The 16,732-nt window shown below is 43.0% G+C and carries 10 protein-coding genes and 1 pseudogene; 3 read left to right on the forward strand and 8 right to left on the reverse strand.

Annotation, left to right across the window (positions count from 1 at the left end; all coding sequences use genetic code 11):
• The first annotated feature begins 33 nt into the window (after nucleotides 1-33).
• Nucleotides 34-1,923: a 1-deoxy-D-xylulose-5-phosphate synthase gene (gene dxs, locus A359_RS03810; protein WP_014888559.1), complete on the forward strand. Its 1,890-nt coding sequence runs from the start codon at nucleotides 34-36 to the stop codon at nucleotides 1,921-1,923.
• 1,271 nt (nucleotides 1,924-3,194) lie between these two features.
• Here the strand turns inward: dxs and panE are convergent.
• The 8 genes and pseudogenes from panE to cyoA form a co-directional block, all read right to left on the reverse strand.
• Nucleotides 3,195-4,106, reverse strand: coding sequence for a 2-dehydropantoate 2-reductase (panE, locus tag A359_RS03815; protein WP_014888560.1), 912 nt, complete (start codon nucleotides 4,104-4,106; stop codon nucleotides 3,195-3,197).
• Between the two features lie 588 nt (nucleotides 4,107-4,694).
• On the reverse strand, nucleotides 4,695-4,745 hold the full coding sequence (locus tag A359_RS04575) for a hypothetical protein (protein ID WP_407635085.1): 51 nt from the start codon (nucleotides 4,743-4,745) through the stop codon (nucleotides 4,695-4,697).
• Nucleotides 4,746-5,014: 269 nt separating this feature from the next.
• Nucleotides 5,015-5,236 carry a hypothetical protein gene (locus tag A359_RS04185; protein ID WP_014888561.1) on the reverse strand — a complete coding sequence of 74 codons (222 nt, stop codon included), beginning with the start codon at nucleotides 5,234-5,236 and terminating at the stop codon, nucleotides 5,015-5,017.
• Between the two features lie 471 nt (nucleotides 5,237-5,707).
• Nucleotides 5,708-5,944 (reverse strand): annotated as a pseudogene (locus tag A359_RS04580) (heme o synthase); the annotation flags it as partial.
• A 215-nt stretch (nucleotides 5,945-6,159) separates the two neighbouring features.
• On the reverse strand, nucleotides 6,160-6,483 hold the full coding sequence (cyoD, locus tag A359_RS03825) for a cytochrome o ubiquinol oxidase subunit IV (protein ID WP_044104621.1): 324 nt from the start codon (nucleotides 6,481-6,483) through the stop codon (nucleotides 6,160-6,162).
• Entirely contained in the window at nucleotides 6,483-7,097 is a 615-nt protein-coding gene (gene cyoC, locus A359_RS03830) for a cytochrome o ubiquinol oxidase subunit III (protein ID WP_014888563.1), read from the reverse strand. Before cyoC ends, cyoD begins: the two co-directional genes overlap by 1 nt.
• Complete coding sequence (gene cyoB, locus A359_RS03835) at nucleotides 7,087-9,081, reverse strand: cytochrome o ubiquinol oxidase subunit I (RefSeq protein WP_014888564.1); 1,995 nt, start codon at nucleotides 9,079-9,081, stop codon at nucleotides 7,087-7,089. Before cyoB ends, cyoC begins: the two co-directional genes overlap by 11 nt.
• Before the next feature lie 39 nt (nucleotides 9,082-9,120).
• On the reverse strand, nucleotides 9,121-10,014 hold the full coding sequence (cyoA, locus tag A359_RS03840) for a cytochrome o ubiquinol oxidase subunit II (protein ID WP_014888565.1): 894 nt from the start codon (nucleotides 10,012-10,014) through the stop codon (nucleotides 9,121-9,123).
• Between the two features lie 3,227 nt (nucleotides 10,015-13,241).
• Here cyoA and prfB point away from each other — a divergent pair.
• Both prfB and lysS read left to right on the forward strand, forming a co-directional pair.
• Nucleotides 13,242-14,340 (forward strand): peptide chain release factor 2 gene (prfB, locus tag A359_RS03850; RefSeq protein WP_160142737.1). Its coding sequence is split into 2 segments (ribosomal slippage): nucleotides 13,242-13,316 and nucleotides 13,318-14,340, totalling 1,098 coding nucleotides; the frame shifts between segments, so codons are not numbered across the junction.
• A gap of 9 nt (nucleotides 14,341-14,349) precedes the next feature.
• Nucleotides 14,350-15,894 (forward strand): lysine--tRNA ligase, encoded by a 1,545-nt coding sequence (lysS, locus tag A359_RS03855; protein ID WP_014888567.1) that lies wholly within the window; start codon nucleotides 14,350-14,352, stop codon nucleotides 15,892-15,894.
• The last annotated feature ends 838 nt before the right edge of the window (nucleotides 15,895-16,732 follow it).

A 16,732-nucleotide genomic window follows, 5' to 3' on the forward strand; every position in this document is an offset into this window, starting at 1 on the left:
TATAGCTTTACATCATCATAGATGAGTACCCCCATGAGCCTTAATAAAAAGAAATACCCGACGCTGGTTCTGGTCAATAACCCTATCGAGCTCCGCCAGTTACCAAAAGAGAGCATGCCAGATTTGTGTGATGAGCTACGGCAATTTTTGCTAGAGAGCGTCAGTCGCTCAAGTGGTCATTTTGCTTCGGGACTGGGGGCGGTAGAACTGACTGTAGCGCTGCATTATGTGTGTAATACACCCTTTGATCGCCTTATTTGGGACGTCGGTCATCAGGCTTACCCGCACAAAATTCTTACTGGACGAAGGGATCGTATCACCACAATCCGTCAGCGTAACGGCCTCCATCCATTTCCTTGGCGTGGGGAAAGCGAATATGACCAGTTATCTGTGGGCCATTCCTCTACATCTATTAGCGCTGGTCTCGGCATGGCGGTAGCCGCGGAGCGTGAGGGATTAGGGCGCCGCACAGTCTGCGTGATTGGCGATGGCGCCATCACCGCTGGCATGTCATTCGAGGCCATGAATCATGCTGGTGATATTAAATCCGATTTACTGGTAGTGCTTAATGATAATAAAATGTCTATTTCGGAAAACGTTGGGGCCCTTAAAAATCATTTAACACAAATTCCAAGCGGATCGCTGTATTCCACACTGAGAGATAGTGGGGATGCATTGTGTTCCGATATTTTGCCAATAAATGAGTTGTTAAAGTACACCAAACAGCACATGACAGCCAAGGTAGTCCCATCAACATTATTCGAGGGGCTGGGATTTAACTATATCGGCCCTGTGGACGGGCATGATGTTGAGGGCTTAGTGAAAACGCTGAAAAATATCCTATCTACGAAAGGGCCGAAACTGCTGCATATTATGACGAAAAAAGGTCATGGTTATCCACCGGCCGAGAAAGACCCTATCAGTTGGCATTCGGTCCCGAAATTCGATCCTCAAAGTGGCAGACTACCGAAAAGCGGAGAAGGTGGGCCATCTTACGCAGCTATTTTCGGTGATTGGTTATGTGCCACAGCTTCCGGTGATGATAAGTTAATGGCTATTACGCCGGCCATGTGTGAAGGTTCAGGTATGGTTACTTTTTCACGTCAATACCCGCGTCAATATTTTGATGTTGCTATTGCCGAGCAGCATGGGGTCACCTTTGCAGCGGGCCTGGCTATCGGTGGTTATCACCCTGTGGTAGCTATCTATTCTACCTTTTTGCAGCGTGCCTACGATCAGGTTATCCATGACGTGGCGATTCAGAATCTACCGGTGCTTTTTGCCATCGATCGAGGCGGCGTGGTCGGCGCTGATGGCCAGACCCACCAGGGCGCATTTGATCTTTCTTACCTCCGCTGTATTCCCAACATGGTCATCATGACGCCTAGCGACGAAAACGAGTGCCGATTGATGTTGCACACAGGATATCACTATAGGGCAGGGCCGAGTGCGGTGCGTTATCCGCGCGGTAACGGTACTGGCTCCCTCCTAAGTGAATTATATGAATTACCGCTGGGTAAAGGAGTAGTGCACCGCCAGGGGGATGTGGTGGTTATTCTCAATTTTGGGACTTTGTTGCCACAGGCTGAAGAGGCGGCAGAGGCGCTGAACGCGACGCTGGTAGACATGCGCTTTGTCAAACCGCTCGACGGGGCCCTGATAAAAGAACTAGCTGCCAGTCATCAGGCGCTCGTGACCATTGAGGAGAATGCTATCATGGGGGGCGCTGGTAGCGGCGTCAATGAATTCGTTATGTACCAGCGGCTGCAGGTACCGGTATTAAATATCGGTCTACCAGATCATTTCATTCCGCAGGGTGTCCAAGAGGACATCCGATCCGATCTGGGCCTCGATGGCGTAGGTATCCGTCTACAGATCGAGAACTGGCTGGGGATTAACCGCACCGTAAAAATCACGTGCTAGCGTTGCTGGATCTATCCTTCTTCGAATAATCGCCAACGTTGCTTCTATAGTCTTAAAGTACATTTACTGATTTGCGATCATCTGCGATATTAAGAATATACTACAGAAAAGAGGGATGTTATCCGCTCTCGTTGTATGGAGGGTGATAGAGTACGTATGCATGATCTAGTGATACAGCATCTATTGTATCAACTAGCATCTATGAAAAAAATTTTAAAACTATTTTTGGTTTACTTGCGACCAGGTTGCAAGAAGCCTGGATTTTTGGTAGTCATCTCTGGATGAGTCATGGTATTGCTTTATGCATAGAGAAAATTGCTTTCGGACAGAGTAGCTGATTATTTTTTTACTCAGATCAATCACGAACCACGATGCGTATCATGAAATAAGTTTGTAGCTTTATGCTGCAAGCTGTACAAAAATTCATTGATGGGATTGTTAAACTGATCAAGCTATGCTAAAGATTTTCAGTTGGTGCACGCAAGAGAGGGGAGAGAAGGCAGTTTTTATCAGTCTCACAACGTTAAGAAGTAGTGAAATTACGTATCTAGTGATTAGAGCGCGAAAGGTATAAAGTATTTGGTAAGTCGGAATAGGCAAGATCAGGTAATCATCACATGAAAAAACACAGAGTATAATAACCGGTGCTGATTGATCAAAAAAGTGTACGCTTAAAACATAAGATCGTCTCGATGAGATAAAGAGCGCGTCCATCAGATATTAGAAAATCGTTGGCTGATTGTGCTGAGGACATGTATTATTATCTTTATGCTCTATTGCCTTAGCAATAGATAGCGGCTAACACCGTTGTGAAGATATATTATGAATTAGATTAACCAAAGTGGCTTGTGTGTAGGCTTAAAGTCATAATTAGACGTGGCTAAGCAATACAGCACTAATTATTTAAATAGTTCACTGCATTATCCTGCTATAAATACTGAAAGCTGTCAGATGAGTGTAGGAGTATCTATGATCGAGTGTACTAATTAAAAGTTTTTAATAAGATATTGTTAAATAACATACTCGATATAGGAGTCATTTTTGCTAAATTTTCATAGTAGAAAAGCATTATGATTGATCTTAAAATCAAGCCATGAATTGTGCATTGTAATGAACAAGAAGGGGAAATAGCGGCGGCAACACTTGAGTGGACGCTCTGAGAATGGCCCCACCTTACGAGATCTGGCAATAGGCAGTCCTTATCATGGATGCTAGCCCTGTTAGCAGAGACAGTCTAGATAGTAGGGGTGTGTGTCGATTGCTATACTATCTCATTTGCCTGACAAAACAGAGTTGCTTTTCCCATATCTTGCTTCTTCTAGTTTTATTAAATCAAATAGCCGCTGATTCACTGGCATTCTCAGTCCGTGTGCCTCCGCACGCCGCAAAACATGTCCATTGATATAATCAATTTCGGAATGCCGCTGTGCGCGGATATCTTGCAGCATAGAGGAGACATTATTAGCGGTGCTACGGATTAGCTGACTAACATAAAAAATCAGGCTTTCGTAATGAGTATGGTATCCTTCGCAGTTCATCACCATTGCTACTTCGCGGCAAATAGCTTCGATTTCTGCAGAATAGTGTTCTAGATAGCCATTTTGACAATCGTAGATCACGGTAAGAGGATTAATCACACAGCTGGCAGCAAGCTTAACCCAACTTGAGGCTACGATGTTGTGATGCCATGCAACTTCAGGCAGTGAGTGGTGTAGCACATCTCTGATGGCGATAACTTTTTTCGCCTCACTGTTACCTGGTCCGATTCGGGTTGTCCCAAGAGAAACATGATGAATGGTGTCTTCTTTACGGTAAGCGGCATGGGTGGTGATACCCATCAGTAGCGGCTGCAAAAGAAAAGGAGTCAATTCTTCACGAGTGCCGAGGCCATTATGTAGTAATAGAATAGCACAATCGTCCCGAAGATGTGTTAAAAGTGACCGAACTGCCTTTGAGACTTGCCTGGCTTTTAGCGTAACTAGAAGAAGATTACTTTCAGCTAAATGCTCGGTATTGTTAGCGGGCAATTGTAGCTGGGTTTCGCCTCCGTTCGGACTGATAACATGCACTGCAAAAATCGATTGTGGCACCCGTAGCCATCCTTGTACGCAGTGCGCTTTTCGGCTTAACGCTGCTAGCCAAAGTTGCCCCAATGCTCCACAACCCAGAACAGTAATTTTCATTTCCCTTATCCTGCGCAAAAAGATATTAGAGCTATGCCCCAGACAGAGCTCCCTGGAGAGGCCTAAGTATAAAATTTTTCTTTGCCGTAGTTTTGCATCCCAACTAACGCGTTATGTGCATAGAAGGCTATCTGTTATCTTCTTGTTTTCTTATCAAATACCGATCGCGCAATAAGGATTCTCTGGAATGAACATCAGATCTCAATTCGCTTCATTTCAGTGCAACATATACCCTCACTCTTTGCCAGAGAATCAGACTTCAAGGTAACATAACTGACTGTGCTGCTGAAAAAAATCCTTACATGCGGTATTTAGGTAATTTATTTGAAAGACATCAACCGGGCTTAGTGTTCTTATTGTATGCTTCGCTGCAAGACTCACTTTAATCTTAAGTTGAAGGAGTGTGGCAATTCATGCCTTGATAGTAATTTGTTGAAAATAGATTTTTCAATTGTAGATTCTAGATGACAAGTGTTGTCACTCACATTCCTGGAAGTGCCAATTGATGTAGGATGAGCATGCTATCAGCCCATCTCTAGTCTACCCTTGTAATCAGGATTTCTACCGTTTTTTCTATTGCTGCGCGGTTTATTTTTTCGTGTCTACTTTTATGTAAACACTACATTCTGCTGGCCTCATCACCACTGCAGCGACGCCGGGTTGTGCCTAAAGACGCTGCGCTAATTGACTATTTAGCTCCTCTGTTTTGGGGAGGGTAATGCGTAAACTACCGACACGGGCCGGTTCATCCGGAGTTGTAGTTACTCCCCACCAAACAATCGTCATCTCCATGCTGACTAGAAAGGGCAGTTAGGTTCGCCGCGGTTCTAAGAGAAAACCTTCTAGCACTCTGCCTCATAGCCGCGCCGAGAAACTGACCATTGGGGTAGACATTTATGGCATCCCCTTTATAGCTGGGCGGAGGACTCTTTGGTAATCAATGAAGGTAAGGCGGCCTCCATAATATTAAATGATAACAAGAATAGTTGCATGCTAGTAAACATTAACCAACGATAGTGGTCTACTACGAGTAATAGCAACTCGGAAAACACTAGTAGTGTAACGTAAATAATGAACATGGGTTTCATACGACGATTGACTTCGGCGTAAATTATCATTGGCAGTACCATAGAAAATGAAACCAGCGCGGTGATAAGATAAACTTTTTATTGTTCTTTAGGTAACACACCCCAGCTCTTGCCATTAAGGGAGGAAGGGCGACGAAGAGCGACATTAGCATGCAGTGCAGGAAAATATGCCCACATTGAGTTTTAATCAGCATTGATTGTTCAGGGCTTTGCCAAGACTGCCCTGGATGATGCTAGATTCTCAATTGAGAAAATGCCCTTCTAGCAGCGGGGATCACCAAAAGAGTCAGTGCAATACTAACCAGCGCCAGCTCTGTTAATGCTCCAGAAGAGACTGCACATAGACTCTATGAGCCGAAAAAGCTCTACACTATCTATTCTTCTGTCGTTTATCAGCACCTCCTAACACTTTCTTGGAGCATTACCATTCTGCAGAACATGACTGGAAATGGAATGATATTTAAAATATGTTAAAGACGTACGTCTTTGCCTCTCGGGGCAAAGATCGCGCTAAATTTTTAAAAACGCACTGACAATCAGATACTTATGTCCGGTATACACTCTTTTAACATCAAGGTCTCCACCATAAATCCGATAACATACAACGTAATATGATGCTTAGTTACCAAAAATGCTATGTTTTACCCGCAATACTGGTATTGCCGCTGCTTAATAATCCTTGAAATGCAAGATCGTGATAGCATGGGAATGAGACATTTTCCACAGACTAAACATCAGCAGTAAAATCAGCTAGAAGCTGTATAGCTAGTTTCAGAGAAATTAGTTCCCTCACGGGGACTCTTTTTTGATCCTTCCTTATTTTTCGGTTTGAGCGATACGACTCCTAGCGTAGCGAAGAACAGGGGGTAATGTATCTGCCCTTTGTCGGATCACAAAAAGCCTACAATAACAGAAATTAGGTGACCGAAAATAATTATTGCTGCAACATGAATTGCAATGGACTTTTAGTGCGTCATTAAGTTGTAGTGAAGATACGACATAATCCACAAGGAGCCGACTACTAGTATTGTCATGATCATCAGTGAAAATGCGAAAGCCATTAGGTGCCACCGCTTTTCTGAAGACGTATTGAGGTGAAGAAAACACACAAGATGAATGGTAATCTGCACTACGGCGCAGATTACCAGTATCGCTATTAACATACTTTCGCTGCCGGAGTCCAGCATTACCACGCTAAAGGGAATGATCGTCAGTATTAGGGAGAGAATAAAGCCCATCAAGTACGACTTATAGTTTCTATCGTTATACCCTACGGATCTATGATGCATTAAAGTGCCCCCATTAAATACACTACGGTAAAGACACAAATCCATACCACGTCCAGGAAGTGCCAGAATAAGCTCAGGCATTGCAGACGGATTTTGTTGGGGTGGGTGAGACCGTTTCGGGAGATCTGATGTATCATGATCAGGATCCAGATCAAGCCAGCAGTGACGTGTAGACCATGGGTGCCTACTAATGTGAAAAAACTCGATAGAAAGGCGCTGCGATCCGGGCCATGTCCTGCTCTCATTAGATTATAAAATTCGTACAACTCCATGCAGATAAAACTGAGCCCTAATAAGAAGGTCAGGCCAAGCCAGATATTGCACCGGGTTTTTTTATCGATGCGCATGGACAGGATCGCGATGCTGTATGTCATGCTGCTGAAGAGCAGCAAAAAGGTTTCTCCTAAAACAAATGATAGCTCGAAAATCTCTTTTCCTTTCACCCCACCTGCTACGCTGTTATGAAGAACAGCGTAGGTAGCGAATAGAGCAGCGAACATAATACAGTCACTCATCAAGTAGATCCAGAAGCCGAATACTTTATTAGCTCCTGCATCATCATGCCCATGAGTGGGATGCGTAGTTAAATGCTTGGATAAATTCTTAGTTGACATTTTTAACGCCTGCTGTACGTATTTGTTCAAAATACCGATTCTCGATGCGTTCAACTTCTTTTGCCGGCACGTCATAACTTACGTCTTCATTGAAGCTGTGTAGTACCCAGGTTATTATCATGCCGGAAAACCCTAGGATCGCTAGCCACCAGATGTACCAGATCAAGGCGAAACAGAATAGCAAGCTAAATGCAGCGATAATCACGCCGGAACCGGTGTTTTTCGGCATATGAATTAAATCGTAAGCGAGGGGTTGTTTATAAGCGGTGCCTTTTTCTTTCATCTTCCAGAACGCATCAAGATGCTTATTGACCTCTGGCACAATAGCGAAGTTATAGAAAGGTGGAGGAGAGGAGGTGGACCACTCTAGAGTACGGCCGCCCCAAGGATCGCCGGTGAGATCGCGGTTTTTTTCGCGATCGCGCACACTGACTATGATCTGAATCACCTGGCACAAGATACCCAGCGCAATAAGTCCAGCACCGGCGGCGGCAACCGTTAGTAGCGGGTGAAATGCAGGTTCGATTTGCTGGCTTAAACGGCGTGTCATCCCCATGAATCCAAGTACATACAGCGGCATGAATGCTATATAGAAGCCTATAATCCAAAACCAGAAAGCGCACTTTCCCCAGGTTTCATTCAAGGTATAGCCGAAGGCTTTCGGGAACCAGTAGGTCATTCCAGCGAAACATCCGAAGACAACGCCTCCGATAATCACGTTATGGAAGTGGGCGATTAAAAAAAGGCTATTGTGTAGCACGAAGTTGGCTCCGGGCACTGCCAGCAGAACCCCGGTCATTCCTCCGATAGAAAATGTAGTGACGAAGCCTATTGTCCATAGCATCGCTGAGTTAAAGACTAATCGACCCTGATACATGGTGAAAAGCCAGTTAAAAATTTTTACCCCGGTCGGTATGGCAATAATCATTGTCATAATACCAAAAAAGGCATTAACGTTGGCGCCGGATCCCATGGTAAAGAAGTGATGCAGCCAAACACAGAACGACAGCACGGTAATGGCAATAGTTGCCCATACTAGAGAGGTGTAACCAAATAAACGTTTTTTGGAGAAAGTGGCGACCACTTCCGAAAAGACACCAAACACCGGCAGTACTAGTATGTACACTTCCGGATGTCCCCAGGCCCAGAAAAGGTTCACGTACATCATCATATTGCCTCCCATATCATTAGTAAAGAAATGGGTACCCAGATAGCGATCAAGGGTTAGTAGTATGATGGTGACGGTTAAAATTGGGAACGCAGCGATAATTAAAATGTTAGTGCACAAGGCGGCCCAGGTGAAGACGGGCATTTTCATCATTGGCATGCTAGGTGCACGCATGCGCAAAATGGTCGTAAAGAAATTAATGCCGGTCAGGGTGGTCCCAATGCCTGCTATCTGTATGCTCCAAATCCAGTAATCGACCCCGACGCCGGGACTGTACTCTTTTCCCGCCAGCGGCGGATAAGCCACCCATCCGGTTTGCGCAAATTCACCTATACCAAGGGATGCGTTGATCAGGATGACACCGACGATGAAGAGCCAAAAACTTAGGGAATTTAGAAAAGGAAAGGCAACGTCCCGTGCGCCGATTTGTAGCGGCACCACGAGGTTCATTAGTCCAATCACAAAGGGCGTCGCCATGAAGATGATCATGATGACGCCGTGGGCAGTCACTATCTGATCATAATGATGTGGAGGGAGAAAGCCGGATTCGCCCGCTGATGCAAGCATCTGCTGTGAACGCATCATAATGGCGTCGGCAAAGCCGCGTAGCAACATGACGGCCGCCACGATCATGTACATAATGCCGATTTTTTTATGATCTACCGAGGTAATCCACTCTTGCCAAAGATATTGCCATTTTTGGCAGTATGTAATGAAGCTTACCAGCCCCAGACCAAGAAGAATAATGCTGGCGACGGTGATTATGATTATAGGTTCATGGTAAGGAACCGCATCAAGCGTTAATTTTCCGAACATTGTTATTATTCCTCGATGCCCACGTGAGAGAGTATTTACCTATTTGCATTGTACGATGCCCTCGTCTTGCTGCGGTCCTGCCTCCATGAATTTTCCGATCACGGATTGGTATAAACCGGGTTTAACCCTAGCGAAGTACTCAACTGGATGATATTCGCTTGGTACTGCAATCTTCTCGTAAGAGTCGATCGTGCTAAGTGTTTGAGGGGATTCCTTGACTTTGTGAACCCATGCTTCAAAGCCCTCCTGATCCGGCGTAGCTACGGCGGTGAATTTCATACCTGAAAAACCTCTGCCACTAAAGTTCGATGAAATCCCTTTATAGTTGCCCGGCTCGTTGGCGATGAGATACAGGGTGGTGTTCATGCCTGCCATCGCGTAAATCTGACTGCCTAACTCGGGAATAAAGAAGGAGTTCATTACTGAATTGGAGGTAACCTCAAACTTCACTGGGACGTTAATTGGAAAAGCAATTTCGTTCACACTAGCAATACCTTGAACCGGATAAATAAATAGCCATTTCCAGTCCATCGCGATCACTTGAATTGTGAGAGGTTTCGTGTTAGACGCAATGGGCATTCTAGGGTCCAGGGCATGGGTCGACTTCCACGTCAAATTGGCGAGGAAAATGATGATCAGGAAGGGTACTGTCCACACTATTAGTTCTATCTTGTTAGAATGAGACCAGGTAGGGCTGTACATCGCTTTAGTATTTGACGCACGGTATTTTATGGTAAAGACGAGCGCCATGACGATAGCAGGTATCACGACGATAAGCATCAGACCGAGAGCCGTAAATATTAATGAACGTTGCTCGAGCCCTATCTGTCCTTTAGGATTCATTAATACCATCTCGCTGCAGCCGCTAGCTAATGTAACAACGGTAAGAAGAGACAATATCCCTGCACTCTTATTATATTTTTTCAGTCTCATCTCAGGACCTCAATAACATGTACTTTAATGCCATTGCTTTTGTGGAGGCATTTTACGGGAAGGGCCTAGTACTGTAAACACGATTGCACATGTTAGAAGCACATTGCTGTATTCTGAAAGACATGTGATGTCTTGTAAGAATAACGGGACAATATTCGCTCTTAAAGAAGGCGTATGACTTAGATCTCTTAATGTATAATTATAAGAATACACTATAATCAATGGTAGTACCTACCTACTTTTACCGTCTTCAGGCAGATAGAGTATGATGTAATAATGATACATTATCAGGCACTCAGCGTTACATATACAGATTGTATTGAAAAATTTTTATCTCCATGCTCACTATATAGGAGCGCAGGCAGATATATATTCAACCATGATATGGGGTATAATAATGATTGAGTAATAGACGGGGCCTTTGGAAAGTAGGGGGCATAGGGCTCAATACAATCTATGTTAAATTATAGTTCAACTATTTTATTCTACCATCATGTTTTTTGCTTATAAAGCTTTTTGGTGAAAAATTCTTTCAGGGGGTCGGCCATGCCTAATGAGGCCTCATTTCATGATTTGATATTATAGATATTCAGTGATTACTATTCAAGGAGCGCTAAGTGCGGCACATCATTTTGCAGTATTGGTGTTGTTCAAGGATAAGGATGAAGTGGCATGGAACATTTCATGCGTCTTGCAATCGACTACGAGATGCGGCTTAAATAAAATCTTTTTTATCGATAACATGCTGTTCAATTTCTATTCTACTTCTGCCGAGAAGTTACGTCTAGTTCCATAACTAATCAAAAAGATAGCATTACTAGATCTTAGTATGCTCATTCTGAGATGCGATATAGTCAGTGCTGGTTTTTTGAGCAAAAAATAATCTAGCTATCTTAGCAATACCTCAATTACTGTATTAAGTCTAGGCGAGAAAGTCTTTGGAAATTCTTAGAAAAGGTTAAATATCCAACTTATCATCAGAACAATACTGATCATTCTATCTGAATAGAACAGTAGTCCGCCCTAGCTATTGAAGAAAAAATTTTTCTATTTATTTAGTAAATACTACATCTCTATATTTTCAGAGCTCTATGCTGCTTATAGCCTTTATTATAATATGATAATCCAGAGTTATTAACTAAGAACTATAGTTTCTTCATAAAGAGTATTTTTTAAAATATATATAATGAACTTAGCTAATTTTGAACTGCAATTTACAGCACACCCAGTTATAGATAGCGCTTCCTCTTGTGCTGTACCGAGCATAGAGCACTCTTGAGGGGCATGTTTACACTTATTATCTCATAAAATATTATCTTGATCTGATGCGCGTATCTGCGCAAGATATATATGTTCTACTAACGTGATTTTAATAAAATTTTAGATAGCCCCGATACCTGTTTTTTTGATTAGGCCTTTTTAATCAAAAAGTCATCTAGATTAGTATATATACTCCAGTTGATGACGCCATAACTTGACTGTACGCACCCTTCTTTTTACATATTTTTGTAATACAAGATGTTTTTTAAAAAAATTAGCAATTCTGAATTCAGAAATGATTGAATGGCATGTCACTTTTACTATATAAAATAAGTATAAATTACGACCGCTGTATTCATAGCCAATGATTTATACATTTGCTGAAAAATCTCAGTTTTGTTAAGGCTGGACTGAGCGCACGACATTAGTGCCAGCATATAGGCTGGATAAAAAAGATAGAGTGTGCCAAGATCCAGATAGCTTACTAACAATAAATCTCTGAAGCAGCAGATGTCCCTAAAAGTCTAGGTGATTGCAGAAAAAGGTTACTAAATAGATAGATAAAACTTTTAGATGTCGCGGCGATGGATAATTATCTCAGATAAGGTAAGAATCACGATTCTGATCATGAATTGGCTATTTAGCATTTTTCCCAAAGTTTTACAGGGGATTATTGATAGAGCTTTTAAACTCACCTCGGCTAGTCCTACAATGCTAAAGATTATTTTTTTTAAGTATAAAAAGATCAATAAATAATAAAATGAGCCAAGTGAAGTGATGGGGAGAAAATCACCAATGTTTTATTGAAGGTGTGTAGAGGGTTCGGCAGCATGTGATCGAAAGCTCCAGCGTATTGCGTACGCTACGATTTATATCGGGTAGAGAGACAGACACAAGCATCGTTAGCCACTTTATGGAAAAATAGTACTCTTAATATATAAGCTCTGCATGATTTGATACGGCCGACTTATCCACAATCAATCAGCGTCAGCTGATGGAAATGATGATACACATGCATTTGATAGCCCGATATTGAGTATAAAAGATAGCCGTTGATACCACTCTAGCTAAGGTGTTCAGTGTGCGCTAATGCTATAACTATGGGCTCTACCTTGCAGTTGATGAAATTAGTGTCTCATGAGCAGTCATGAGCTCTAGAAAAATCGTGAATCCTTCCTGAACGCTCTAGCTTTCAGGAGATCAATGTTAATTTAAATCTCTTCTGGATTGTCATCGCAATTTGCATGATTATCATGCGCGGTGAGGCGAGGAGATGGTAAGGTTAAAAAATGTTTGACCAGGCGAAGCTATAGAGAGCCGAGGGAACCGTCTGTATGGCGTTAGAATAACTTGATAGTAGATCATTCATCAATGATGATTACTTTTTCACAAAAAGCATCTTGGATGCTATAATCAATGATGTTTTTGAGATGTATCTGTTGAAGCCCCTTAATAGCGAACATGGAGTAGAAACTTTTTAAATAAAGCCAAAGATATTTTGTTAAATCATTGACATAGAGTGTTAATCACATAACACGCTATCGGCGCTCAGGATTATAACATCTGATTACATGACTTAGTTATAAGATCACTTATCAGCCATGACGCTTTCGCGGAACATGCTTGTTCTATCTTCAGTACCATGTGCTTATATAACATTCACTGCATCATTTAATGTGTCAACGAAAAAACGTTTAGAGCACATTAGAGAATGTAATCTTTATTTACAATAAATAAATCGAGCCCTTATAACTCAGATTGCATTAGATCTAATATTCATTAAGCCCACAACAGATAGCATCTAAAAGCAGCGAAAGAAGGGGGGGTTAAACCTACTACTTTAAAAGCGGAATCTTGCTTAATCAATATGAGACTGTGCGTCTATGCCTTTCATACGATAGCGATTATTACTACCTACCAGGGTAGAGATGCGTTAGAATAATTAATTAGAATGAGTACATGAATCTATGTTGGAAGTAAATCCGGTCAAAAATCATATTCAGGATCTATTAGACAGGACAGGTATTTTGAGGGGGCATCTTTGACTATGATCTAAAAAAAGAACGTCTTGAAGAGGTAAATGCTGAGCTAGAACAGCCGAACATCTGGAGTGAGCCAAGACGTGCGAAGACCCTGAGTAAAGAACGTTCTTCGCTAGCGGCGATTGTTGAGAGCATCGACACGCTTACCCAAGGTTTAGAAAACGTCATCGGGATTTTAGAGCTAGCCGTAGAAGCAGGCGATCAAGAAATCCTACTTGCGAACCAAATCGAACTAAATGCTTTGGAAGTCAAGCTAAAGCAGTTTGAGTTCCGTTGCATGTTTTCCGGTGAACATGATATCGCCGATTGCTATGTAGATATTCAAGCTGGCTCCGGCGGTACTGAAGCTCAGGATTGGGCACGCATGCTGTTAAGAATGTATTTGCGTTGGACGGAATCTCGTGGATTTAAAACCGAAATTGTTGAAGAGTTGCCAGGGGAAGTTGCTGGAACCAAATCGGTAACCATCAAGGTTATCGGAGAATACGCTTATGGCTGGCTCCGTACAGAAACTGGCGTGCACCGTCTGGTGAGAAAAAGCCCGTTTGACTCTGGTAATCGACGCCACACTTCATTCAGCTCCGCTTTTGTTTATCCAGACGTAGATGATGAGATCGATATCGAGATTAACCCGGCAGATCTGCGTATAGATGTGTACCGTGCCTCCGGTGCCGGAGGCCAACACGTTAACCGGACCGAATCCGCCGTGCGCATTACCCATTTACCTACGAATCTTGTGACCCAGTGTCAGAACGATCGCTCCCAGCATAAAAATAAAGATCAGGCGCTGAAACAGATGAAGGCTAAGCTCTACGAACTCCAGATTAAGAAAAAAAATGTCGAAAAGCAAGCGCTAGAAGATAGCAAGTCCGATATCGGTTGGGGCCGTCAGATTCGTTCTTATGTGCTGGACAATTCCCGCATTAAAGATCTGCGTACCGGTGTGGAAAATCGTAATACCCAGTCAGTGCTCGATGGCGATCTGGATAAATTTATCGAAGCCAGTCTTAAAGCGGGGCTATGAGGAACCTATATGTCTGAATCACGCTTACGCGACAGTACCCTTCAGGTACTGGAGATAAATCATGAGCTTCGCGTTCGGCGGGCAAAGCTTACGCAAGTTCGACAGAAGGGAATTGCGTTCCCAAATGATTTTCGACGGGACGCCGTTTCCGAGCAGCTCCATGCTAGCTATAGCGAGAAAAGTAAAGAAGAGCTACAGGGGTTAAATATTGACGTTAGTGTCGCTGGGCGTATAATGAGTCGCCGTATTATGGGAAAAGCTGCATTTATTACCTTACAGGATGTGGGAGGGAAAATTCAGTTGTACGTAGCCCAAGATGATCTACCTAACAGCCAGTACACTGAGCAGTTTAAAAAATGGGATCTTGGAGACATTCTAGGAGCACGAGGAGTATTATTTAAAACCCGCACCGGCGAGCTCTCGGTACACTGTAACGAGATCCGTATCTTAACGAAGGCAATGCGTCCGTTGCCAGACAAGTTTCATGGTCTAGCCGATCAAGAAACCCGCTATCGCCAGCGTTATCTTGATCTAATTGCCAACGAGGAATCACGCAAAACCTTTAAAGTACGTTCGCGCATCATGGCAGAGATTCGACGTTTTATGATAGATCGGGACTTCATAGAAGTTGAAACGCCAATGATGCAAACCATTCCTGGCGGCGCGGCAGCACGCCCCTTTATTACCCATCATAATGCACTGAATATCGATATGTATTTGCGTATCGCGCCCGAGCTTTATCTTAAGCGGCTGGTTGTGGGGGGGTTTGAGCGAGTTTTTGAAATTAACCGTAATTTTCGGAACGAAGGGCTTTCGCCGTACCATAATCCTGAGTTTACTATGATGGAGCTCTATATGGCCTATGCGGATTATCGCGATCTCATGGTGTTGGTGGAGAATTTGTTCCGTACCTTGACTGAGCAGATATTGGGCAGTAACGTTGTGCATTACGGCGATCAGATATTTGACTTCGGAAAACCATTCTCCCAGATTACTATGAAGGAGGCCATTTGTCATGTTCGACCGGAAACGCTTCCAGAATCGCTCGACGACATGCTCTCTGCCACTGCTATTGCTGAGTCGCTAGGGATTCAGTTAGATAAAGCCTGGGGCTTAGGCCGGGTGCAGAACGAGATTTTTGAAGAGAGCGCTGTAAGCCATCTGATTCAGCCGACTTTTGTTACCGACTATCCTGCTGAAGTTTCCCCTCTTGCACGCAGAAATGATGCAAACCCATTCTTTACCGATCGTTTCGAATGCTTTATCGGCGGGCGTGAAATTGGTAACGGTTTTTCGGAGCTTAATGATCCCGAAGATCAGGCGGTCCGATTTTCTGAACAAGCCTGTGCCAAAGAAGCCGGCGATTATGAGGCTATGTTTTATGATGAAGATTATGTCACTGCCTTGGAATACGGTTTGCCTCCGACTGCCGGTCTAGGCATCGGTCTTGATCGTCTGATTCTGCTACTAACTAATAAGCATACTATTCGTGATGTAATTTTGTTCCCGGTGCTGCGTCCGAAAAAAGAACCCAGGGATAGGGGAGCCATCTAATCGCTGTAACGATGATTATTGCAATCCTTTTGTTGCGTACGCATCATCGTCAGCCGAACTCAGATGAATCATCTAATTTTTTTGAGACTCAATATAGCAGTTTATCCCAGCGAGCTTGTGAGAGAGGCAATATGCTTTTAGCAGTTATAATGACCACTTTTCAGCAACGTATTTGCAAGCATGTGGTGAAGCTCATGGTTTGAAGCTAGCTACTATGATACATCCCGATAAGGTGCTAGAAATAAGATGCAGAATTTTAAAAAACGAGTGAATATATCCCTTGTACAGGAATTAGCAACATCTAAGCACTGACTGTATATTATAAGCAAACATGCTACTTTGGCCTCTTTCAGTAGAATAGAAGGCGCCTATTGCTCTCTAAAAGCAGCGCTCCGTATAGCTATAAAGGCATGAATGACTAATTTGGGTATGTCTCATGGCAGAGATTCTCCCCCCCCTTTTTTAAAGCTTGGTGATACACAGACGCATGCGCTATTAAAAACTTTTTTTTACAAAGTACGTGTTGATGTACATGCAGCGAATCAATTTAATGATTGAGAAAAAATTAAGATGCGTGACATAAAACACTTAAACTTTATCGAATGACAACAATGATTATTGTTTTGCAAAAACCCTAAATACACTTTGCTGGCATCATGCTCTAGCCCGAAAAAAACCAAGTTACTGATTTAGTTGTGACTGGGTTCAAAATAATAGCTAGTTCTAAGCTAGCAGCATCACTACACGCTTGAAAAGCGTAATCTAAGAATTGGTAAAAACAAACTGTCTCTGTCTGATTACAAAAATTTTAACGGCTATCTCCCGCCTTAAAAACTTT

This window comes from secondary endosymbiont of Ctenarytaina eucalypti (assembly GCF_000287335.1).
Taxonomy (GTDB): Bacteria; Pseudomonadota; Gammaproteobacteria; order Enterobacterales; family Enterobacteriaceae.